This is a genomic window from Curtobacterium sp. SP.BCo (assembly GCF_051903265.1).
In the GTDB taxonomy this organism is placed as follows: domain Bacteria; phylum Actinomycetota; class Actinomycetes; order Actinomycetales; family Microbacteriaceae; genus Curtobacterium.
The window spans coordinates 1,415,008-1,436,466 of sequence record NZ_CP194337.1 but is presented as its reverse complement, the minus strand read 5'-3'; the positions used below and the strand labels follow the sequence as shown (position 1 = coordinate 1,436,466).

At 71.5% G+C, this 21,459-nt stretch carries 22 protein-coding genes; 11 read left to right on the top strand and 11 right to left on the bottom strand.

Annotated features, from left to right (window positions below; genetic code table 11):
• The first annotated feature begins 8 nt into the window (after window positions 1-8).
• A complete protein-coding gene (fbaA, locus tag ACRQ4B_RS06940) occupies window positions 9-1,037 on the top strand; it encodes a class II fructose-bisphosphate aldolase (RefSeq protein WP_439693958.1) in 1,029 nt (342 codons plus the stop codon).
• A gap of 105 nt (window positions 1,038-1,142) precedes the next feature.
• Complete coding sequence (locus ACRQ4B_RS06935; RefSeq protein ID WP_439693957.1) at window positions 1,143-2,405, top strand: M18 family aminopeptidase; 1,263 nt, start codon at window positions 1,143-1,145, stop codon at window positions 2,403-2,405.
• Here the strand turns inward: ACRQ4B_RS06935 and ACRQ4B_RS06930 are convergent.
• Both ACRQ4B_RS06930 and ACRQ4B_RS06925 read right to left on the bottom strand, forming a co-directional pair.
• Window positions 2,402-3,106, bottom strand: coding sequence for a DUF6264 family protein (locus ACRQ4B_RS06930; protein ID WP_439693956.1), 705 nt, complete (start codon window positions 3,104-3,106; stop codon window positions 2,402-2,404). The genes ACRQ4B_RS06935 and ACRQ4B_RS06930 overlap by 4 nt on opposite strands.
• Window positions 3,103-4,167 (bottom strand): 4-hydroxy-3-methylbut-2-enyl diphosphate reductase, encoded by a 1,065-nt coding sequence (locus ACRQ4B_RS06925; protein ID WP_439693955.1) that lies wholly within the window; start codon window positions 4,165-4,167, stop codon window positions 3,103-3,105. Before ACRQ4B_RS06925 ends, ACRQ4B_RS06930 begins: the two co-directional genes overlap by 4 nt.
• Before the next feature lie 66 nt (window positions 4,168-4,233).
• On the opposite strand from ACRQ4B_RS06925, the gene xseA reads away from it, so the two are divergent.
• From xseA to ACRQ4B_RS06900, 5 genes are all read left to right on the top strand, one after another.
• Entirely contained in the window at window positions 4,234-5,469 is a 1,236-nt protein-coding gene (gene xseA, locus ACRQ4B_RS06920) for an exodeoxyribonuclease VII large subunit (protein WP_439693954.1), read from the top strand.
• 37 nt (window positions 5,470-5,506) lie between these two features.
• A complete protein-coding gene (locus tag ACRQ4B_RS06915) occupies window positions 5,507-5,752 on the top strand; it encodes an exodeoxyribonuclease VII small subunit (RefSeq protein ID WP_439693953.1) in 246 nt (81 codons plus the stop codon).
• On the top strand, window positions 5,749-6,387 hold the full coding sequence (locus ACRQ4B_RS06910) for a DUF4245 domain-containing protein (protein WP_439693952.1): 639 nt from the start codon (window positions 5,749-5,751) through the stop codon (window positions 6,385-6,387). Before ACRQ4B_RS06915 ends, ACRQ4B_RS06910 begins: the two co-directional genes overlap by 4 nt.
• 49 nt (window positions 6,388-6,436) lie before the next feature.
• A complete protein-coding gene (locus tag ACRQ4B_RS06905; RefSeq protein WP_439693951.1) occupies window positions 6,437-7,051 on the top strand; it encodes a carbonic anhydrase in 615 nt (204 codons plus the stop codon).
• 110 nt (window positions 7,052-7,161) lie between these two features.
• On the top strand, window positions 7,162-8,586 hold the full coding sequence (locus ACRQ4B_RS06900) for a class II fumarate hydratase (protein ID WP_439693950.1): 1,425 nt from the start codon (window positions 7,162-7,164) through the stop codon (window positions 8,584-8,586).
• Window positions 8,587-8,760: 174 nt separating this feature from the next.
• Here the strand turns inward: ACRQ4B_RS06900 and ACRQ4B_RS06895 are convergent, their stop codons facing one another.
• The 3 genes from ACRQ4B_RS06895 to ACRQ4B_RS06885 form a co-directional block, all read right to left on the bottom strand.
• The gene (locus tag ACRQ4B_RS06895) at window positions 8,761-10,122 is read right to left on the bottom strand and encodes a PhoH family protein (protein ID WP_439693949.1); all 1,362 of its coding nucleotides are present in this window, start codon (window positions 10,120-10,122) and stop codon (window positions 8,761-8,763) included.
• 388 nt (window positions 10,123-10,510) lie between these two features.
• On the bottom strand, window positions 10,511-11,620 hold the full coding sequence (locus ACRQ4B_RS06890) for an aminotransferase class V-fold PLP-dependent enzyme (RefSeq protein ID WP_439693948.1): 1,110 nt from the start codon (window positions 11,618-11,620) through the stop codon (window positions 10,511-10,513).
• A 141-nt stretch (window positions 11,621-11,761) separates the two neighbouring features.
• Window positions 11,762-12,547, bottom strand: coding sequence for an isoprenyl transferase (locus ACRQ4B_RS06885; RefSeq protein WP_439693947.1), 786 nt, complete (start codon window positions 12,545-12,547; stop codon window positions 11,762-11,764).
• An 86-nt stretch (window positions 12,548-12,633) separates the two neighbouring features.
• Between ACRQ4B_RS06885 and trhA the strand changes: the two genes are divergently transcribed.
• Window positions 12,634-13,353, top strand: coding sequence for a PAQR family membrane homeostasis protein TrhA (gene trhA / locus ACRQ4B_RS06880; protein WP_439693946.1), 720 nt, complete (start codon window positions 12,634-12,636; stop codon window positions 13,351-13,353).
• Between the two features lie 176 nt (window positions 13,354-13,529).
• Here the strand turns inward: trhA and ACRQ4B_RS06875 are convergent, their stop codons facing one another.
• Entirely contained in the window at window positions 13,530-13,826 is a 297-nt protein-coding gene (locus ACRQ4B_RS06875; protein ID WP_439693945.1) for a hypothetical protein, read from the bottom strand.
• On the bottom strand, window positions 13,823-14,713 hold the full coding sequence (gene mca / locus ACRQ4B_RS06870) for a mycothiol conjugate amidase Mca (RefSeq protein ID WP_439693944.1): 891 nt from the start codon (window positions 14,711-14,713) through the stop codon (window positions 13,823-13,825). The genes ACRQ4B_RS06875 and mca overlap by 4 nt, the downstream gene beginning before the upstream one ends.
• Before the next feature lie 52 nt (window positions 14,714-14,765).
• On the opposite strand from mca, the gene ACRQ4B_RS06865 reads away from it, so the two are divergent.
• On the top strand, window positions 14,766-15,251 hold the full coding sequence (locus ACRQ4B_RS06865; protein ID WP_439693943.1) for a DUF4307 domain-containing protein: 486 nt from the start codon (window positions 14,766-14,768) through the stop codon (window positions 15,249-15,251).
• Window positions 15,252-15,318: 67 nt separating this feature from the next.
• Complete coding sequence (gene greA, locus ACRQ4B_RS06860) at window positions 15,319-15,807, top strand: transcription elongation factor GreA (protein ID WP_439693942.1); 489 nt, start codon at window positions 15,319-15,321, stop codon at window positions 15,805-15,807.
• A gap of 74 nt (window positions 15,808-15,881) precedes the next feature.
• On the opposite strand, the gene ilvA is transcribed toward greA, so the two are convergent.
• The gene (gene ilvA, locus ACRQ4B_RS06855) at window positions 15,882-17,126 is read right to left on the bottom strand and encodes a threonine ammonia-lyase (protein WP_439693941.1); all 1,245 of its coding nucleotides are present in this window, start codon (window positions 17,124-17,126) and stop codon (window positions 15,882-15,884) included.
• Window positions 17,127-17,171: 45 nt separating this feature from the next.
• Complete coding sequence (locus ACRQ4B_RS06850) at window positions 17,172-18,437, bottom strand: AI-2E family transporter (protein ID WP_439693940.1); 1,266 nt, start codon at window positions 18,435-18,437, stop codon at window positions 17,172-17,174.
• 94 nt (window positions 18,438-18,531) lie between these two features.
• On the opposite strand from ACRQ4B_RS06850, the gene ACRQ4B_RS06845 reads away from it, so the two are divergent.
• Window positions 18,532-19,791 carry a winged helix-turn-helix domain-containing protein gene (locus tag ACRQ4B_RS06845; RefSeq protein WP_439693939.1) on the top strand — a complete coding sequence of 420 codons (1,260 nt, stop codon included), beginning with the start codon at window positions 18,532-18,534 and terminating at the stop codon, window positions 19,789-19,791.
• Window positions 19,792-19,848: 57 nt separating this feature from the next.
• Here ACRQ4B_RS06845 and ACRQ4B_RS06840 read toward each other — a convergent pair whose 3' ends face one another.
• Both ACRQ4B_RS06840 and ACRQ4B_RS06835 read right to left on the bottom strand, forming a co-directional pair.
• Window positions 19,849-20,748: a M48 family metalloprotease gene (locus ACRQ4B_RS06840; protein ID WP_439693938.1), complete on the bottom strand. Its 900-nt coding sequence runs from the start codon at window positions 20,746-20,748 to the stop codon at window positions 19,849-19,851.
• 21 nt (window positions 20,749-20,769) lie between these two features.
• A complete protein-coding gene (locus ACRQ4B_RS06835; protein WP_439693937.1) occupies window positions 20,770-21,351 on the bottom strand; it encodes a LemA family protein in 582 nt (193 codons plus the stop codon).
• Window positions 21,352-21,459: the final 108 nt, after the last annotated feature.

The window sequence follows — 21,459 nt, the reverse complement described above, 5'->3', positions numbered from 1 at the left end:
AGATCCACGTGCCCATCGCAACGCCGGAACAGTACGCCGAGATGATCGAACGAGCGAAGGCCGGCAAGTTCGCGTACCCGGCCGTCAACGTGTCGTCGTCGCAGACGATCAACGCGGTCCTCCAGGGGCTCGCCGAGGCAGGGTCGGACGGCATCCTCCAGGTCACCACCGGCGGTGCCGACTACTTCGCAGGCCACACCGTGAAGAACCGCGCCGCGGGTGCGCTCGCGATGGCGAAGTTCGCCCACGAGGTCGCGAAGAACTACGACATCACGGTGGCGCTGCACACCGACCACTGCCCGAAGGACGCCCTCGACGGCTTCGTCCTGCCGCTCATCGCGGCGAGCGAGGAAGAGGTCCGCGCCGGCCGCAACCCGATCTTCCAGTCGCACATGTGGGACGGTTCGGCCGTGCCGCTCGACGAGAACATCGAGATCGCGAAGACCATGATCGAGAAGACGCGGAACATCAACGCGATCCTCGAGGTCGAGATCGGCGTCGTCGGCGGCGAGGAGGACGGCGTCGAGCACGAGGGCACGAACGACGCCCTCTACACGACCCCGAACGACGTCGAGAAGGTCGTCGACGCACTCGGCCTCGGGGACGAGGGGCGCTGGATCGCCGCGCTCACCTTCGGCAACGTGCACGGCGTCTACAAGCCGGGCAACGTCAAGCTCCGCCCCGAGCTCCTCGGCGAGATCCAGGCCTCGGTCGCCGCGAAGCACGGCACCGGCGAGAACCCGCTCGACCTCGTCTTCCACGGTGGCTCGGGTTCGACCGACGACGAGATCCACGAGGCCGTCCGCAACGGCGTCATCAAGATGAACATCGACACGGACACGCAGTACGCGTTCACGCGCTCGATCGCCGGCTCGATGTTCACCAACTACGAGGGCGTCCTGAAGATCGACGGCGAGGTCGGCAACAAGAAGCAGTACGACCCCCGCGCCTGGGGCAAGGTCGCCGAGACCGCCATGGCGGCCCGCGTCGTCGAGGCAGCGAAGGTCCTCGGTTCGGCCGGTCACACCAAGGGCTGATCGAGCACGTCCGGCCCGGATCACCGGCCTGGAGGAACGGGGCGCGTCCGTCGGGCGCGCCCCGTCCTGCGTCCGGGTCCGTCCACCGCGTGCCACGATGGGCGGGTGACCGCCGACGCCATCGCCTCCGAGTTCGCCCAGTACGTCACCGAGTCCCCCACCGCGTTCCACGCGGCGGCCGCGGCCCGGGACCGGCTCGTCGCGGCGGGGTTCACCGAACTGTCCGAGCTGGACGCCTGGCCCGCCGAGGCCGGCGCCTACGTCGTCGTCCGGGACGGCGCGGTCATCGCCTGGCGCCTGCCCGCGGGCGCTACGGGGACGACCCCGTTCCGCATCCTCGGCGCGCACACCGACTCCCCCGGGTTCCGCATCAAGCCGAACCCCGGCGTGCGGACCGGCGGGTGGGAACAGCTCAACGTCGAGGTCTACGGCGGCGCGCTCCTGTCCACCTGGTTCGACCGCGACCTCCGGATCGCCGGCCGGGTCGTCGACGCCGACGGCACCGTGCGACTGGTGTCGACCGACGCGGTGGCCCGGATCCCGAACCTCGCGATCCACCTCGACCGCGGCGTGAACGACGGCAAGGAGATCGACCGGCAGCGCCACACCCTGCCGATCGTCGGCGTGGACGGGGACGTCGGCGGCACCGACGTCGTGTCGTGGCTCCGTGCCCGGGTCGGTGAGGACGCGGTCTCCTGGGACCTGTTCCTCGCGGACACGCAGGCACCCGCCCGGATCGGCATCGACCGCGAGTTCCTGGCGTCCGGCCGGATGGACAACCTGACCAGCGTGCACGCCGGGCTCCGCGGGATCGTCGACGCCCCGGCCGACGGCGACCACATCCCGGTGTTCGCCGCGTTCGACCACGAGGAGATCGGGTCCTCGACGCCGTCGGGTGCCGGAGGCCCGTTCCTCGAGGACGTGCTCGGCCGCGTGCAGGAGGGCCTCGGCGCCACCCGCTCCGAGGCCGCGCGCGCGTTCCGGGCGTCGTGGCTGCTGTCGAGCGACGCCGGGCACCTCGTGCACCCGAACCAGCCCGAGAAGCACGACCCGACGAACCGTCCGCGCCCCGGAGCCGGTCCGCTGCTGAAGATCAGCGCGAACCAGCGCTACATGACCGAGGCGAAGGGCGAGGCCGTCTGGGCCGCCGCGTGCGAGGCGGCCGGCGCGCCGTGGCAGCCGTTCGTCAACGTGAACACGATCCCGGGCGGCTCGACGATCGGCCCGATCGCGGCGACGCGGCTCGGGATCCCGACGATCGACATCGGCGTCGGCCTGCTGTCGATGCACTCGATCCGCGAGCTCGTGCACGTCGACGACCTCGCGGCCCTGCACGATGCAGTCGCCGCGTTCCTGGCGGCCGACTAGCCGCCGGTGGCCATCCGCTGCAGGTAGGCGGACAACGCCGGGTCCTGGAAGACCACGACGAGCACCGGCACCATGCCGAGCACCGACGCGACGACCCCGCCGACGAGCGGTACCCAGAACGTCCACCGCCGGGCACGGAGCCGTCGGAACGACCACCAGACCACCAGTACGAACGCCACGACGAGCACGACCGCACGGACGAGCACCGCGGGCGACAGTGCCGCCGGGTCCGACAGCTCGGTGTACTGCTGCTCGAGGTAGGTCCGCATCGTGGACGCCGTCGGCCCGATCGACAGGGCCTGCAGCACCGAGAAGCACCCGATGACGAGCAGGCCGACGGTCAGCACGAAGTCGAGCGGCGAGGCACCGAAGCGTCCGGCCGCCGGTGTCGCCCGTGCCGGAGCACCCGCGGCGCCGGCGGGCTCCGGTCGACGCTGGTCCGGTACGGGCCGGTCCTGCTCGCTGCGCTCCCGGTCGCGGCGCTCCTGCTCCCGACGTTCGTGTTCGAGCACCGGGTTGACCCAGCCGTCCGGCGCGTACTCGCCGTACTGCGGCGCGGGACGGCCCTGGACGCGACCGTCCACCTGACCGTCGGCCGACGTGGCGGGGGTGCGCCGTCCCTCCAGGCCGTCGGCGACCTCGTCGACGTGACCCGGTTCGCGGGCCGGGACCGAGCCCCAGCCGTCCGTCCCGCCGGTCACGCGCGACGCCCGCCGAGCGCACGGGTCGGGTTGCCCGACGCGTCGGTGCGGAGCTCCTTGGGGAGCGAGAACATCAGGTCCTCGTGGGCGGTCACGACCTCTTCCACGGTGCCGTACCCGGCGTCCGCGAGCTGGTCGAGCACCTCCGTGACGAGTTCCTCCGGCACCGACGCGCCGCTCGTGACGCCCACGGTGGTGACGCCCGCCAGCCAGTCCTGCTGGATCTCGGCGGCGTAGTCGACCCGGTGCGCCGCGCGGGCACCGTGCTCGAGCGCGACCTCGACCAGGCGGACGCTGTTCGACGAGTTCGCCGAACCGACGACGATCACGAGGTCCGCCGCGGGGGCGACCTTCTTGATCGCGACCTGGCGGTTCTGGGTGGCGTAGCAGATGTCGTCCGACGGCGGGTCCTGGATGGTCGGGTACTTCTCGCGCAGCAGGCGGACGGTCTCCATCGTCTCGTCGACGCTCAGCGTGGTCTGCGACAGCCACACGAGGTTGTCCGGGTCCGGGACGTCGAGTGCGGCGACGTCCTCCGGACCGTTCACCAGGATGGTGCGCTCCGGGGCGTGCCCCATCGTGCCCTCGACCTCCTCGTGACCGGCGTGCCCGATGAGGATGATGGTGCGCTCGGCCCTGGCGAAGCGCGTGGCCTCGCGGTGCACCTTCGTGACGAGCGGGCAGGTGGCGTCGATGGCGTGCAGGTCGCGGTCGGCGGCACCGGCGACCACCGCGGGCGAGACGCCGTGCGCGCTGAAGACGACGTGGGATCCCCTCGGGACCTCGGCGACGTCGTCGACGAAGACCGCTCCCCGCTGCTCGAGCGTCGACACTACGTGGACGTTGTGGACGATCTGCTTCCGGACGTAGACCGGCTCGCCGTACTGCTCGAGGGCCTTCTCGACCGCCACCACGGCGCGGTCGACGCCGGCGCAGTAGCCACGGGGCGCGGCCAGCAGCACCTTCTTCGTGCCGGGGACCGGCTCGTCGCGCAGTCGGCCGCGTGCCGCGAGCACCCGCGGCGGGGCGAGCGGGACCGTGTGGCCGTTGGTGATCGTCACGCTCCGATGATAGGTGCCGGGCGCTGGCGGGGCCTGGGTGTCGTCGGGATGCGGCAGCATGGGGGCATGGCGATCGAACAAGGCCCGCCGACGGCCGACAACCCGTGGCCCGTCGCGCTGCTCGGCGCGAAGCTCCGGGACTGGATCGACCGGCTCGGCACCGCCTGGGTCGAGGGTGAGATCACCCAGTGGAACGTCGCCGGTGGCAACGTCTACGGCAAGCTCAAGGACGTCGAGGTCGACGCGACGGTGTCGTTCTCGATCTGGTCGAGCGTGCGCTCCCGGGTGCCGGCGGACATCAAGCAGGGCGACCGCGTCGTCGCCGCCGTCAAGCCGAACTACTGGGTCAAGGGCGGCTCGCTGACGATGCAGGTCGTCGAGATGAAGCACGTCGGCCTCGGTGACCTGCTCGAACGGCTCGAGCGGCTCCGACGCACCCTCGGCGAGGAAGGGTTGTTCGACCCCGCCCGCAAGAAGCGTCTGCCGTTCCTGCCGCACCGCATCGGCCTCATCACCGGCAAGGACTCGGACGCCGAGAAGGACGTCAAGCGCAACGCGCAGCTCCGGTGGCCGCAGGTCGAGTTCCGGACCGTGCACACCGCGGTGCAGGGCGAACGCGCGGTCAGCGAGGTCACGGCGGCGCTCCTCGAGCTCGACGCCGACCCGGAGGTCGACGTGATCATCGTCGCCCGTGGTGGTGGCGACTTCCAGAACCTGCTCGGCTTCAGCGACGAGGGCCTGGTCCGCACCGCCGCCGCCGCGACCACCCCGATCGTCTCGGCGATCGGGCACGAGGCCGACCGGCCGATCCTCGACGAGGTGGCGGACCTCCGCGCCTCCACCCCGACCGATGCGGCGAAGCGGGTCGTGCCGGACGTCGCCGAGGAGCTCGCGAACGTCCGGGCCGCGCGAGCGCGCCTCGGGCTCCGGCTGTCGCACACGCTCTCGGTCGAGGCGGACCGCATCGCGTCCCTGCGCTCCCGGCCCGCCCTCGCGTCGACCGCCTGGCTCGTCGACACCCGGGCAGAGGAGGTGGCGCGCGACCTCTCCCGCGCCCGCGAACTCATCGACCGGCGTCTCGAGCGCTCGCACGCCGACGTCGGGCACCTCACGGCACGGCTCCGGGCGCTGTCGCCGCGGGACACCCTGCGGCGCGGCTACGCGATCGTGCAGACGGCGGACGGCGGGGTGGTGCGCAGCTCGGAGGACCTCGTCGGGGCGACGCCCGTGCACGTCACCCTCGGGTCCGGCACCGCGACGGGGACGCTCGAGCCGGACGGGCCCGGGCCGGACGGGGCCTGAGGGGCGGACGTCGGTGGAGCCTCGGTAGGATCGGGGTGTGTCATCCCAGCAGGAACCCGAGCAGGCCGACGTCCAGTCGCTGAGCTACGAAGCCGCGCGCGACGAACTCGTGCGCGTCGTCGCCGAGCTCGAGCAGGGGTCCGCCACGCTCGAGCGCTCGCTGTCGCTCTGGGAGCGCGGCGAGTCCCTGGCCGCCCGGTGCGAGGAGTGGCTCGTCGGTGCACGCGCCCGGCTCGACGCCGCGCGGGCCGCCTCCGAGTCCGAGGACGGCGCGTCCCGATGACCGACGCCGACGGCCGCCCGATCGTCGCCGAGCTCGGCCGCCCCGAGACGGCGGAGGAGACCTGGGCGCGCAAGGACGCCGCCCGCACCGCGCGCCGCCAGCACCAGACCGCCTTCAACCTGGTCATCGCGCTCATCGCGTCGCTCGGGATCGTGCTGTTCCTGGTCGCCGTCGTCGTCCGACCGGACAGCACCGTGGTCGACCGTGCCGTGGACTACCAGAAGGTCGCTTCCCAGGCGAAGGTCCCGGGCGTGACCCTCGCCGCGCCGGACCTGCCCGACACCTTCTCGTCGAACCGGGCCGACTACAAGGACAAGACCGCCGACGGCGTCAGCGTCTGGACGGTGGGCCTGATCACCCCCGACAAGCAGTACATCGGCCTGCAGCAGGGCATCAAGGCCAACGAGTCCTGGGTGTCGAACCAGCTCGACCAGCGCGCGGCCACCGGCTCCCGGACGATCGACGGCACGAAGTGGACCGTCTACGACCGTCGGGCCGAGGGCGACGCCGCCGGCAACCACGCGTACTCGCTCGTGTCCACGTTCGGGTCGAACACCATCGTCCTGTCCGGCACCGCCGACCAGTCGTCGTTCCGCACCGTCGCCACGGCGGTCAGCGAGCAGTTCGCCCGCTGACACGCCCGTCCACCCGAAGACCAGCACCGCAGACCAGCCGAGGAGCCCCATGCCCGACCGCGCCGCATCCACCCCGTCCGACGCCCTCCGTCTCCTCGTCGACGGGAACGCCCGGTTCGCGGCCGACAAGCGTCGCACCGGCCGCATCGACCCGGACCGCCGGTCGGAGCTCGCCGGGTCGCAGGCGCCGTTCGCCACGGTCCTCGGCTGCTCGGACTCCCGGGTGCCGTTCGAGCACGTCTTCGACGCCGGCATCGGCGACCTGTTCGCGATCCGCAACGCCGGCCAGATCGTCGACGACGTGGTGCTCGGCTCGATCGAGTTCGCCGTCGTCGCCCTCGGCACCCCGCTCGTGGTCGTGCTCCGGCACACCAAGTGCGGCGCGGTCGCGGCGGCTCGCTCGGGCGAGCCCGTCCCGGCCCCGCACCTGCAGGCCCTCGTCGACGCGATCGCCCCGAGCGTCGAGCGCGTCCGCTCCGACGACGCCGACGTCCCGCAGGAGTCGGTCGGCGCCGCCCACCTCGAGGCCACGCTGCGCCAGGTGATCGAGCGTTCCGGCGCGGTCTCCGACGCGATCGCCGAGGGTAGATTGGCCGTCGTCGGGGCGACCTACGACCTCACCACGGGCGAGGTCACCATCGACACCGTCGTGGGTCAGGCCTGACCGACCGCCACGACGACCGTCCCGGGCACCGGAGGAGACCCCGCCGCCCGGACACCCCACCAGCCGGCGCGACCGCGGCCGGCGAGCACTCCAGGAAGGACCACGACGACGTGACCGACACCACCCCGACCACCGTGACCGACAGCGACGACGACTACCGCATCGAGCACGACACCATGGGCGAGGTCCGGGTGCCGAAGTCGGCGCTCTACCGGGCGCAGACCCAGCGGGCGGTGGAGAACTTCCCGATCTCGGGCAGCGGCCTCGAGTCGGCGCAGATCGTCGCCCTGGCCCGGATCAAGCGGGCCGCGGCGCTCGTCAACGGGGAGCTCGGCATCGTCGACCCCGCGCTGGCCGACGCCGTCGCACGTGCGGCGGACGCGATCATCGAGGGCGCGCACCACGACCAGTTCCCCGTCGACGTGTACCAGACCGGCAGCGGCACGTCGTCGAACATGAACATGAACGAGGTCCTCGCGACCCTCGCGACCGACATCGCCGGCACCGCCGTGCACCCGAACGACCACGTGAACGCGTCACAGTCCTCCAACGACGTGTTCCCGACGTCGGTGCACGTGGCCGTGACCGAGGCCCTCATCCGCACCCTGGTCCCGGCCCTCGAGCACCTCGCCGAGTCGCTCGAGGCCAAGGCCGCGCTGTGGGCGGACGCCGTGAAGTCGGGCCGTACCCACCTGATGGACGCCACCCCCGTCACCCTCGGGCAGGAGTTCGGCGGCTACGCGCGCCAGGTCCGGCTCGGCATCGAGCGGGTGAACGCGACGCTCCCCCGCGTGGCTGAGGTCCCGCTCGGCGGCACGGCGGTCGGGACCGGCATCAACACGCCGAAGGGCTTCCCGCAGCGGGTCATCGCCCGGCTCGCGGAGGACACCGGCCTGCCGATCACCGAGGCGCTCGACCACTTCGAGGCGCAGGGCGCTCGTGATGCCCTCGTCGAGGCGTCCGGTGCGCTCAAGGTGATCGCGGTCAGCCTGACGAAGATCAACAACGACCTCCGCTGGATGGGCTCCGGCCCGAACACCGGCCTCGGCGAGCTGCACATCCCGGACCTGCAGCCGGGGTCGTCGATCATGCCCGGCAAGGTGAACCCGGTGATCCCCGAGGCCACCCTGATGGTCGCCGCCCGGGTCATCGGCAACGACGCCACGATCGCGTGGGCCGGTGCCTCCGGTGCGTTCGAGCTGAACGTGGCGATCCCGGTGATGGGCACGGCGCTGCTCGAGTCGATCCGCCTGCTGGCGAACAGTTCGCGGGTGCTGGCCGACAAGACCATCGACGGGCTGCAGGCGAACCTTGAGCGTGCCCGGGCGTTCGCGGAGTCGTCGCCGTCGATCGTCACGCCGCTCAACCGTGCGATCGGCTACGAGGCCGCGGCGAAGGTCGCGAAGTACGCGGTCGCCGAGGGCGTCACCGTGCGCGAGGCCGTGATCGCCCTCGGTCACGTCGAGCGTGGCGAGGTCACCGAGGAGCAGCTCGACAGCGCGCTCGACGTGCTGTCCATGACGCACCCGAACTGACCCGCGCGACCACCGACGGACGGGAGGCGCGGTGCCGGCTGGCACCGCGCCTCCCGTCCTGTCCGTCCGTGCGTCCGCTCGCCGGACCGAGCTTCTCGGCGGCGGACAGTCTCGCGGTCGTCACACCGCGAGACCGTCCGCCCGGCCGAGCCTCGGCTCGAGCGGGCGACCCCGCTACACGAGGTCCGGCGAGTCCAGCATCTCCGTCACCAGCGCGGCGATCGCCGAGCGCTCCGAGCGGGTCAGCGTGACGTGGGCGAACAACGGGTGCCCCTTCAGCCGCTCGATCACCGAAGCGACACCGTCGTGCCGACCGACGCGCAGGTTGTCGCGCTGGGCGACGTCGTGGGTGAGCACCACCCGGGAGTTCTGCCCGATGCGCGAGAGCATCGTCAGCAGGACGTTGCGCTCGAGCGACTGTGCCTCGTCGACGATCACGAACGCGTCGTGCAGGGACCGCCCGCGGATGTGCGTCAGCGGGAGCACCTCGAGCATGCCGCGCTCGACCACCTCGTCCAGGACGTTGTCGGACACCAGGGCACCGAGGGTGTCGTAGACGGCCTGCGCCCACGGGTTCATCTTCTCGGAGGCGTCGCCCGGCAGGTAGCCGAGCTCCTGGCCACCCACCGCGTACAGCGGCCGGAACACCATGATCTTCTTGTGCTGCTGCCGTTCGAGCACGGCTTCGAGTCCGGCACAGAGGGCGAGCGCCGACTTGCCCGTGCCGGCGCTGCCGCCGAGCGACACGATCCCGATCTCCGGGTCGAGCAGGGCGTCGATGGCCAGCCGCTGTTCCGCGGACCGACCGCGGAGGCCGAAGACCTCGCGGTCGCCACGGACCAGCGCGACCGCACCCGCGGTGTGCACCCGGCCGAGGGCGGAGCCGCGCTCCGAGTGGATGACCACACCGGTGTTGACCGGGACGCCGTCGAGCTGCGAGGTCCGGATCTCCTCCTGCTCGTACAGGTCGGACATCTGCTCGCCGGAGACCTGGAGGTCGGTGATCCCGGTGTAGCCGCTGTCGATCGCGAGCTCGGCGCGGTACTCCTCGGCCGCCATGCCGATGGACGATGCCTTGACGCGGAGTGGCAGGTCCTTCGACACGACGACGACGTCGAGGCCGTCGTTCTTGAGGTTCGATGCGACCGCGAGGATCCGCGAGTCGTTGTCGCCGAGCTGCAGCCCGGACGGCAGGACGGACTGGTTGGAGTGGTTCAGCTCGACGCGGAAGGATCCGCCCTCGCCGATCGCGATCGGGAAGTCGAGCCGTTCGTGTTCGATCCGCAGTTCGTCGAGGAGCCGGAGCGCCTGCCGGGCGAAGTACCCGATCTCCGGGTCGTTCCGCTTGGACTCCAGTTCACTGACGACGACGACGGGCAGGACGACCGCGTGCTCCGCGAAGCGGAACAGGGCCCTCGGATCGCTGAGGAGCACCGAGGTGTCGAGCACGTACGTGCGCTGGGCGACCGATGTGGACGAGTCCGCGGTGTGCTGCTGCTGTGTTCCGCGAGAGACGTTCTGAGAGGTCACGACCACTCCATCCCCGGGCCGCGTTCGGCCCGGTCCATGTCCTCGAACGCGGCCGTGGAGCGGGTCCCGAAGCACCGACTGTGGCCGCTTCGATCGGGCGCGGTGCCCGATGGGGACAAGCTACGTCCGACCCCCGACAGGACGCCAGCGACACGCGGCTCCCTGCGTTACGGTCACGTGAACACGGCGACCAGGGGCCGGCCTGGAGGCGCGGGACCGGCCCGCCCCGCGCCTCCCGTCCGACGCGGCGCGGCCCGCCGCGCGTCCGCGCGCGGACGGTGCCCCGAGACTCGGGGACGCTGCCTCGAGACTCGTTGCGGGCGACAGTTCTCGCACCGCGCAGCGCGAGAACTGTCGCTGAGAACGAGACTCGGCCCGGGTGCGCGGCGCGCCGCTACTGCATCGTGGCGTACGACAGGCAGGCGTCGCGGAACATGTCGAGCGTCTCGTCCGTGGTCGACGCGAAGACCGACACCCGTGCGACCCCGAGCCGCGTCGTCGCGGTGACCCCGTGGTTGTGGAACGCGGCGGACAGCGCGGTCAGACGCCCCTGCGGCGGCCGGAGCACCACGATGCCGGCACGCTCCCGTGGGTCACGGCTGGACTCGACGGCCAGTCCGAACTCGTCGGCGATGTCGAAGACCCGCTCGACCCGGTCGGCCACCCGCTCCTGCACTGCCGCGACCCCGACGGCCGTCAGGCGGTCGAGCGACACGGCCATCCGGGCCTGTGCCACGGGGTCGGTGCGGGTCATCTGGAACCCGGCGGCCCCGGACCGGACCGACGGGACCCCGGTCGGCCACCCGGTGGTGCCGTGCGGGCCGGACAGCGCCGGACGCAGCCGGTTCAGGGCGCGGTCGCTGAAGGCCGTGAAGCCGGTGCCCCAGCCGGCGTGCAACCACTTCTGCCCGCCCGTGGCGACCACGTCGGCGATCTCGTACGGGGCGTCCACGACACCGAAGCCCTGGATCGCGTCGACGATGAGGAGGCGTTCGCCGATGGCCTCGCGGATGGCGGCGAGGTCGGCGAGGTACCCGGTCTGCCAGTCGACGAGCGAGACGGCGACCGCGGTGACGTCGTCCGTGAGGCGCGACTCGATGAGCGACGGCGTCATCCACCCGGCGCCGGACTCGATCACGACCGGCTGGACGCGGCCGCCGGTGGCCGAGGCGGCGCTGGCGAGGGCGAGCGGCAGCGACGGGTACTCGTCAGCGGCGACGAGCACCCCGCCGGTCAGGCCGAACGCGGTGTGGAGCAGACCCGGCGTGGTGGCGGTCTGGGAGACCACCTGGTCCTCGCGGCGGCCGACGAGCCGTGCGGCGACCGTGCGGACCCGGACGTCCTGTTCGTCGAGCGTCTCCATGGCGCCGAAGCGCATGTGCTCCTGGATCGTGCCGAGCACGCGCTGCTCCTCGAGCACCGCGGTCTGGACGGGACCGAACGCGGCGTGGTCGAGGTAGCCGGGCTCCTCGGCGAAGCCGGCGGCGTACTCGTGGATGTTCACAGGGGCAACCTTCCGTGGGACGAAAACCCTGTGAGTCTACTGGGATCGAGGTCGATCGGTCGCCGAAGCGCCGGGAAGCGCCGCGCAGTCGCCGAGACGCCCGTCGGCCCCCGAGGCGCCCGTCAGGCCCCGAGGCGCCCGTCAGCCCCCGAAGCGCCGCGATCGCAACCCGAAGTCGCGGACCGCCCGGAGGAAGTCGACCTCGCGCAGGTCCGGGTAGAACGCCTCGACGAAGTAGAACTCGCTGTGGGCGCTCTGCCACAGCATGAAGTCCGACAGCCGCTGCTCCCCGGAGGTGCGGATCACCAGGTCCGGGTCCGGCTGCCCCTGCGTGTAGAGGTGGTCGCCGATGAGTTCCGGCGTCAGGACCTCGGCCAGGGTGTCGAGCGTGCCGCCGCCCTCGCCGTGCGCCCGAACGATGCTCCGCATGGCGTCGGCGATCTCCCGCCGTCCGCCGTACCCGACCGCGAGGTTCACGTGCAGGCCGGTGTGCTCCGCCGTCCGTTCCTCGGCGCGCTCGAGTGCATTCACCAGCGCGTCCGGCAGTCCCTCGTTCGACCCGACGTGCTGGACACGCCAGTCGCGGTGGTCGGCCAGCGTGCCGGCGAGGTCCGCGATGATGCCGACGAGCTGCTCGAGCTCGTCGCCGCCGCGGCCGGTGAGGTTGTCCGACGACAGCAGGTACAGGGTCACGACCTCGACGTCGAGGTCGTCGCACCAGGTCAGGAACTCGGGGATCTTCGCGGCACCCGCACGGTGCCCGTGGGCCGCCGACTCGAGGCCGAGCTGCTTCGCCCAGCGACGGTTGCCGTCCACGATCATGGCGACGTGCTTCGGCTTCACCGACCCGTCGATCTGCCGACGGATCCGGCTCTGGTAGGCGCGGTAGAGGATCCCTCGTCCTGCCCATCCCACCCTGCCGGTCACGGAACGAACATAGTGCACGACCCCTCGGAGCGCGCTGGCCACCGGATGTTCGGCTGTTGCTCGGCTGGTGCCCCTACGGTCGGACCATGCAGGCCGAGCACGAGACCGGGACCCTCCCCCACGTCCCCTTCACGGAAGAGGCGTCGAGCACCTCCGACGCCCGCGCCGCCGAGACCCGCCCCGCCTGGCGCGGCTGGATCCACCTCGGCGCGTTCCCGTTCGCCATCGCGATGGGCATCGTGCTCATCACCCTCGCCGGCTCACCGGCCGCGAAGGTCGGCAGCGCCGTGTTCATGGCGACCTCGCTCGCGATGTTCGGTGTCTCGGCGACCTACCACCGCTTCCCGTGGGGACCGACGGTGAAGGCCGTCCTGAAGCGCATCGACCACACGAACATCCTGCTGCTCATCGCCGGCACCTACACACCGGTGGCGATCTGCGCGCTCCCGCACACGCTCATGGTCGTCGTGCTCTGGGTGATGTGGTCCGGGGCGGCGCTCGGCATCGCCTTCCGGGTCCTCTGGATCGGGGCGCCGCGGTGGCTCTACGTGCCGATCTACCTCGTCCTCGGGTGCGCGGCGCTCGGTCTGCTCCCGCAGTTCTTCGCGGCGAGCGTCCCGATGACCGTGCTCATCCTGTCCGGTGGCGTCGCCTACATCGTCGGTGCGCTGGTCTACGGGTTCAAGCGTCCGAACCCGTCCCCGACGGTGTTCGGCTTCCACGAGGTGTTCCACGCGCTGACCGTTGTCGCGTTCGGCGCGCAGTGGGTCGGTGTGCTCCTGGTGGCGCTGCACCCGGTGCGCTGACCCGGGCGTCCCGCCCCGTCGTCCGCCGTCCCGTTCCTTCCCCCGACGACCGCGATGCACGGTCGATCCGGGCGTACGCGGTCGGTTGGGACAACCAGGAACGCCCGGTCTCACCAGGGATCTCGGCCTGGAGGCGCGACTCGCCTCCGCCGCGCTCGCCCAGACCGCGGGTGGGCTCAGCCGCGCTCGGTGTCGTCCCCGACGTCCGCCCGGCCGTCCTCGGCGGCGCGCCGCTCCGGTTCGTCCGTGACGGTCTCGCCGTTCGCCTCGGCCTCGAGCCGCTCCCGGATCTCCGCCCGGTATCGGGTGCGACGGATCCGGCGGGTCATGTCGATGACGAGCAGGATCGTCACCACGGCGACCACCGCGATCGCGATGAAGCCCGCGACACCGGGCGTCACGTCGACGTCAGGGACCGTGGAGGTCGGGCTCGGGCTGGGGGCGGCGGCGAGTGCCGCCAGGATGGTGCTCACGCAGTGGTGTCCTCGTCTGCCGGGATCCCCGCGAAGAGGTCGGACTCCGGCGTCGACGTCGGCACGCGGGCCTCGACGAGCTGGTAGTCCTCGGTCGGCCACACCGTCGCGAGGAGGTCGTTCGGCCAGTAGAAGAAGGCGCTGTCCGTCGGCACCTGGCTCGCGTGGGCGCGGAGCGCGGCGTCGCGGGCGTCGAAGTACTCGTGCACGTCGACGTGGGTGGTCGCGAGGTCCGGCCGGTCGGCGAACCGCTCGACCCACTCGCGGAGCTGCTCGACGGCCGGGCTGTCCGGGTCGCGCTCCTGCAGGGCCTCGAAGACGGTGCGGAAGCGACGCGGGTTCATGGTGCGCTCGTAGTACAGCTTCGAGACAGACCAGGCGGGCCCAGCGGCCGGGAACGCGGTCGGGTCGGCGGCGGCGGTCCAGGCCGCGACGGAGACGTCGTGCGTCCGGATGTGGTCCGGGTGCGGGTAGCCGCCGTTCTCGTCGTAGGTGACGAGCACGTGCGGTCGGAAGCGCCGGACGACCCGCACGAGGGCCTCGGTCGAGTACTCGAGCGGCACCGTGGAGAACGTCCCGGGGCGCACGGTCTCGCCCTTCTCGGCGTCCGGCAGGCCGGAGTCGTGGTATCCGAGCCACACGTGGTCGATGCCGAGCGCGGCCTGTGCGCCGGCCATCTCGGTGCGCCGGTAGCCGGCCATGTCGCGGTGTGCCCGGCTGGTCGCGGGCTCGCCGAGCTGCTCGTTGAGGATGTCGCCGGCCTCGCCGCCGGTGCACGAGACCACGAGGACGTCGTTGCCCTCGGCCGCGTACCGCGCCATCGTCGCCGCTCCCTTGCTCGACTCGTCGTCGGGGTGGGCGTGGACGGCCATCAGGCGGTACGGCACGTGGGAGTTCCTCACTGGTCGTGCGGCGGACGCGGGCAGCGCACAGCGTCACGTGAACTACCCTGGTCATCAGGATAATCACCCCGGGAGCCCCGAACTGTCCGAACCGCAGCACCCATCGGCACCTCAGCCGTCCGCCGCCACCGCCGCGACGCTGGACGACCGCTACGGTCGCACCCCCGGGCGCGCACGACGGGCACGGTTCATCGGGATCGTCGGTGCCGCCGCCGTCGCCCTGGTGTTCCTCGTCTGGGTGATCTGGGCGGGCCCGGGCCAGACGAGCCACGGCCTCGACACCGACGACATCGGCTACCAGGTGGTGTCCGACCACGAGACCGTCGTCCACACGCAGATCTCCGTCGACCCGGGGACGGCCGCGAAGTGCGCCGTCCAGGTGCTCGACAAGTCGTACACGATCGTCGGCTGGAAGGAGATCCGGGTCCCCGCCGCCGAGCAGCGCACCCGGAGCGTCACCACGCCGGTGCAGACCGTGTCACGTGGCGTGACCGGCTTGATCCACGACTGCTGGGTTCCCTAGACTGCTGTGATTCGCGGACAAGACCGGCCACACCGGCCGGTCTTGTTCTTTGCTGAAGGGATTCACGATGAGCAACGACACGCAGGTCACCTGGCTGACCCAGGAGGCGCACGACCGACTCACGGCCGAGCTCGAGACCCTCTCCGGTGCCGGTCGTCAGGAGATCGCGGACCGCATCGAAGCCGCGCGCGAAGAGGGCGACCTCAAGGAGAACGGCGGCTACCACGCCGCCAAGGACGAGCAGGGCAAGATCGAGGCCCGCATCCGTCAGCTCACCGAGCTCCTCAAGAACGCCACCGTCGGCGAGGCCGACTTCGACGGCACCGTCGAGCCCGGCACCGTCGTCACTGCGATCATCGCCGGTGACGAGTCGACCTTCCTCGTCGGCAACCGCGAGATCGTCGGCGAGGGTTCCGACCTCACCGTCTACAGCCCGGTCAGCCCGGTGGGCGCTGCGATCGTCGGCCTCCGCCCCGGCGCCAAGACCACGTACACCGCGCCGAACGGCAAGGAGATCGCCGTCGAGGTGACGAACGTCGAGCGCTACGTCCCGTAGGACGCACCCCAGAACGAGACGGGAGGCGCGGTGCCAGCTGGCACCGCGCCTCCCGTCTCGTTCCGGGTGCGGTCTCAGTGCTCCAGCAGTTCCGGCCGGAAGCCCACCTCGCGCAGCCGGTGGATGACCTCCTGCGCGTGCTCCGGCCCGCGCGCCTCGATCGACAGGTCGAGGGCGACCTCGTTGATCACCAGTCCCTGCCCGTGGCGGGTGTGCAGCACCTCGACGACGTTCGCGCCCGCGTCGGAGATGACCTGCGACACCCGGGCGAGCTGCCCCGGGCGGTCCGGCAGCATGATCCGGATACCGATGTACCGCGAGGCCGCGACGAGACCGCGGGTGATCACGCGCTCCATCATCAGCGGGTCGATGTTGCCGCCGGAGAGCAGCACGACGGTGCGGCCGGTGTCGCGGACGGAGCCGGACATGATCGCCGCGACACCCACGGCACCCGCGGGCTCGACGACGAGCTTCGCGCGCTCGAGCAGCACCAGCAGCGCACGGGCGACGTCGTCGTCCGACACCGTGACGATGTCGTCGACGAGGTCGCGGATGATCGGGAAGTTCATGTCGCCGGGCCGCGCCACCGCGATGCCGTCGGCGATCGTCGGCTTCGTCGAGACCGTGACGGGCTCACCAGCCTCGAGCGAGCTCGGGTAGGCCGCGGCGTTCTCGGCCTGCACCCCGATGACCCGGATCTGCCGGCCGAGGCGCTCGGCCACGCCCTTCACGGCGAGGGCGATGCCGGCGATGACCCCGCCGCCGCCGATCGGCACGATGACCGTGTCCGCGTCGGGCACCTGGTCGAGGATCTCGAGGCCGACGGTCCCCTGGCCGGCGATCACCGCGGGGTGGTCGAACGGGGGGATGAAGACCGCGCCGGTCCGGGCCGCGAAGTCCTTGGCGGCGCTCAGGGCCTCTTCGACGGAGTGCCCGCGGAGGACGACCTCGGCGCCGTAGTGCCGGGTCGCCTGCAGCTTCGGCAGTGCGACACCGACCGGGGTGAAGATCGTGGCGGGGATGCCGAGCTCACGGGCGGCGAGGGCGACGCCCTGCGCGTGGTTGCCCGCGCTCGCGGCGACGACGCCCGCAGCGCGCTGCTCCGGCGTGAGGGTCGACAGGCGGTTGTACGCCCCGCGAACCTTGTACGCACCGGTGCGCTGCAGGTTCTCGCACTTCAGGTGCACCGGGGATCCGAGCAGCTCGGCGAGGAACTGCGACGTCTCCATCGGCGTGACCCGGGCGACCCCGGCGATCGTCTCGCGCGCCTTCTCGATGTCGTCGAGCGTGGGGATCAGCGGCGTAGTCGTGTCGGTCACGGTCCCATCATCCTCGGTCGGACCGCTCGTGACGAACCCGTGACGTCAGTTGGTGCTGGCAGTGCCCTCAGCCGCCGTCGGCTCGGACTTGCTCCCCGGCGCCGGGACCGGGTCGCCGATCTTGTGCCGACGTCCCCGACGGAGCTGGAGCTGCCCGTGCTGGCCGCGTTTCGGTGTGGCCTCGAGCACGTGTTCGGAGTCGAGTCCGCGCCAGCGGCCGCTCGCGATCGTCATCACCATCGTGTTCACCGTCGCGATGATCGGGACGGCGAAGAAGGCGCCGGCGATGCCTGCGAGCCCCGACGCCGCCGTGACGCCGAGGACCACGGCAAGCGGGTGCACCTTGACGGCGTTCCCCATCACGAGCGGCTGGAGGATGTGCCCCTCGATCTGCTGCACGAGCAGCACGACCGCGAGCACGAGGACCGCGGCGAGCGGCCCGTTGAAGATGAGCGCGACGAAGACCGCGAGGAAGCCGGTCACGATCGCACCGACCACGGGGATGAACGCCCCGAGGAACACGAACGCCGCGATCGGGATGACGAGGGGCATCCCGCCGAAGAACAGGCCGACGATGAACGCGCCGAGGCCGATGCCGACCGCGTCGACGAACGCGACGAAGATCTGCACGCGGATGAAGCTCGTGAGCGTGATCCAGCCCGCGACGCCGGCGCCGTCGACCGTCGCCCGGGCCTTCTTCGGGAACAGCCGGACGGCCCAGCGCCAGACGTTCTTGCCGTCGATGAGCAGGAAGATCGTCGTGAACAGGATGATGAAGAGCGCTTCGAAGACGTGCGTCGCCCCGGACCCGGCGCTCGCGACACCGGACAGGATCGACGCCGAGTTGTCCTGCAGCCACTTCGTGCCGTCGTTGAGCCACCCGTTGACGTCGCTCTGCGTGATGCCGAGACCGGAGTTCAGGACGAAGTCCTTGATGTTCGCGTACTGGTCGATCGTGCGGTCACGCAGCGAGGGGTACGAGGCGATGATCTGGTCGACGACGAGCCAGACGAGCGCACCGATGGCCGCCAGCCCGCCGAGCAGGCTGATCACGACCGCCAGCCACTTGGGCACGTGGTGTCGCTGCATCCAGTTCGAGATCGGCACGAGCAGGGCGGACACGACGATGCCGACGAGGAACGGGATGAGGATCTGGCTGAAGACCGTCATTAGCCAGATGAAGACCGCGAGCACGCCGATGACGACGAGGATCCGCCACGACCACGCGCCTGCGATGCGCATGCCCATCGGGACCGAGTCCTCGACCACGGGGTCCGGATGCGTCGGTTGCTGCTTTCTACCCCATGCCATTCCTGGAGTGTATCGATGTGCTGACCGACAGGTACCAGATACGGCATACGCCGTCGCGCCGCGGGTGTCGGGGGCGCTCGGTAGCGTCGGTCGCATGGTCAGGACCACGCTCTCCGCCGCTGAGGCCCGTCGCGTCGCGCTGGCCGCCCAGGGGTTCGGGCAGCCGCCGTCGGACGCGGTGTCGACCCGGGCGCTGAACGTCGGGTTCGCCCGGCTCGGGCTGCTGCAGATCGACTCGGTGAACGTCTTCGAGCGCAGCCACTACCTGCCGTTGTTCGCCCGGCTCGGCGCCTACGACCGGTCCACGCTCGACCGTCTGACCATGGCGCAGCGCGGGCCGTACGCCGAGTACTGGGCGCACGAGGCAGCCTTCGTCGACCGCGCCGACCTGCCGCTCTTCCGCTGGCGGATGGACGCCCTGCGCGACCGTGACTCCTGGCCCACCCACGTCGCGTCGGTGACGCGCACCGAGGGTGTCCGGCGCGAACTGCAGGCCCTGCTCCGCGCCGAGGGGCCGATGCCGGCGAGCGCGGTCGAGCACGAGTCCAACGTCCGCCGCGGGCCGTGGTGGGGGTGGAGCGACGTCAAGCTCGGCCTCGAGCTGATGTTCCGCTGGGGTGACGTCGTCAGCGCCGGGCGGTCGGGCTTTGAGCGCGTCTACGCCCTGCCGGAGCAGGTGCTGCCGCTGGGCACCCTCGAGACCGCCCCCGAACGACCGGCGGCCGTGCTCGAACTCGTCCGTCGCTCCGCGCGGGCGCTCGGCGTCGGGACCCGTGCGGACATCGCGGACTACTTCCGGCTCCGCGCCGACGACACCGCCGCCGCGATCGCCGAACTCGTGGCGGCCGGTGAGCTCGTCCCCGTCCGGGTCGAGGGATGGGACGAACGCGCCTGGCTGCACGTCGACGCCCGGGTCCCCCGCCGGATGACGGCCGACGCCGTGCTCAGCCCGTTCGACCCCGTCGTGTGGTTCCGTCGCCGGGCCGAGCGCATGTACGGCTTCCACTACCGGATCGAGATCTACACGCCCGCACCGAAGCGGGTGTTCGGGTACTACGTCCTGCCGGTGCTGCAGGACGACCGCCTGGTCGGCCGGATCGACCTGAAGAGCGATCGGCAGCGCGGGGTGCTGCGCGTGCGGACGGCGTGGCAGGAGCCCGGCGAGCGACTGGACGCCGACCGTCTGGCGGACACGCTGCGGCGGACGGCTGCGTGGCAGGGGCTCGACGGGGTCGAGGTCACCGACCGCGGCACCGCAGCCGGTGCGCTGGCGGCCGCGCTCGGCGTCCCGCTCGTCCCGCACGTCGCGGCGGACGACGCCGAGGCGCCCGTCGTCCTCGACCCCGCCGTCTGACGGGCAGGAGGGGCGTGGCGGCGCCGACCCGTGCCTCCAGGCCGTCGCCCGGACCGGTCAGAAGCGGTCGAGGCTGCCGCGCAGCCGCGCGATGCGGTCCGGCAGCGGCGGGTGCGTCGAGAACAGTCGGTCCATCACGCCGGGCCGCATCGGGTCCGCGATCCACAGGTGCGCCATCGACGAGTTCTGCGTCTGCATCGGCCGCCCGTACGCGCCGAGCTTCTCGAGCGCGCGGGCCAGCCCTTCCGGGTGCCGGGTGGTCATCGCGCCCGTCGCGTCGGCGAGGTACTCGCGCTGCCGGGACACCGCGGCCTGCACCCCCGCGGCGGCGATCGGCGCGACGACGACGGCCGCGATCCCGGCGATGAGGAGGACCGGGTTGGTGCCGCCGTTGTCGTTGTTGCGGTTCCGCCCGCCCGACAGCCCGCTGAAGATCGAGATGCGCAGGAGCACGTCGGCGATGAACCCCACCGCGACGACGAGCCCGAACACCATCGTCGAGACGCGGATGTCGTAGTTCCGGACGTGCCCGAGCTCGTGCGCCATGACGCCCTGCAGCTCCTGGTCGTCCATGATCGCGAGCAGCCCCGTGGTCGCGGCGACGATCGCGTGGTCCGGGTCCCGACCCGTGGCGAAGGCGTTCGGCGAAGGGTCCTCGATGACGAACACCCGCGGCATCGGCGTGCCCGTCGCGATCGCGAGGTTCTCGACGGTGCGCCAGAGCCGCGGCTCCGTGTTCCGGTCGATCTCGATCCCGCCGGCGATGGCCGTCGCCTGCCGTCCGGCGAGGAAGTACTGCAGCACCGCGTAACCGAGGGCGACCGCGAGCACGATGACACCGATCGACACGTCGCCGGCGAGGTACCCGCCCAGGAAGCCGAGGGCCCCGATGATCAGCAGGAAGACCAGGACGATGAGGACCGTGTTGCGCTTGTTCCGCGCGATCGCGCTGTACACGTCAGGCCGACGCCGCCCGGGTCAGAACTGGACGCGCGGCGGTTCGGCGATCGCCGCGGGCTCGGCGGTCTCGAAGAACGACGCCTCGGAGAACCCACGGCTCTTCGCGAACGAGGAGTTCGGGAAGACGCGGATCTTGGTGTTCAGCTCGCGCACGCCCCCGTTGTAGAAGCGCCGGGCCGACTGGATCTTGTCCTCGGTGTCGACCAGCTCCGACTGCAGCTGCAGGAAGTTCTGGCTCGACTGCAGCTGCGGGTAGCCCTCGGCGACGGCGAACACGCTCTTCAGGGCCTTCTGCATGTGCCCCTCGGCGGCGGAGGCCGTGGTGGCGTCCCCCGCGCTCAGGGTCTCCGAGCGGGCCTTCGTGACGTCGTCGAAGACGGACTTCTCGTGCGTGGCGTAGCCCTTCACCGTCTCGACGATCGTCGGGATGAGGTCGGCCCGGCGCTTCAGCTGGACGGAGATGTCGCTCCACGCCTCGTCGACACGGACCTTCAGCGTGACGAGGGAGTTGTACGTGACCCAGAGGTAGATCCCGACGACCACGAGGAGGACCACCACCACTCCGACGACGATCAGCGTCGTGATGAGTCCGGTGTCCATGAGGGCGTGCTCCTTTTCGCGTCGGGATGCGCGGTGGTTCGGTGCTCCCGTGGCCGTCGGACGGCCTCGGCGGCCGCGAAACGGCCGAGGATAATTGTATCGACCGGC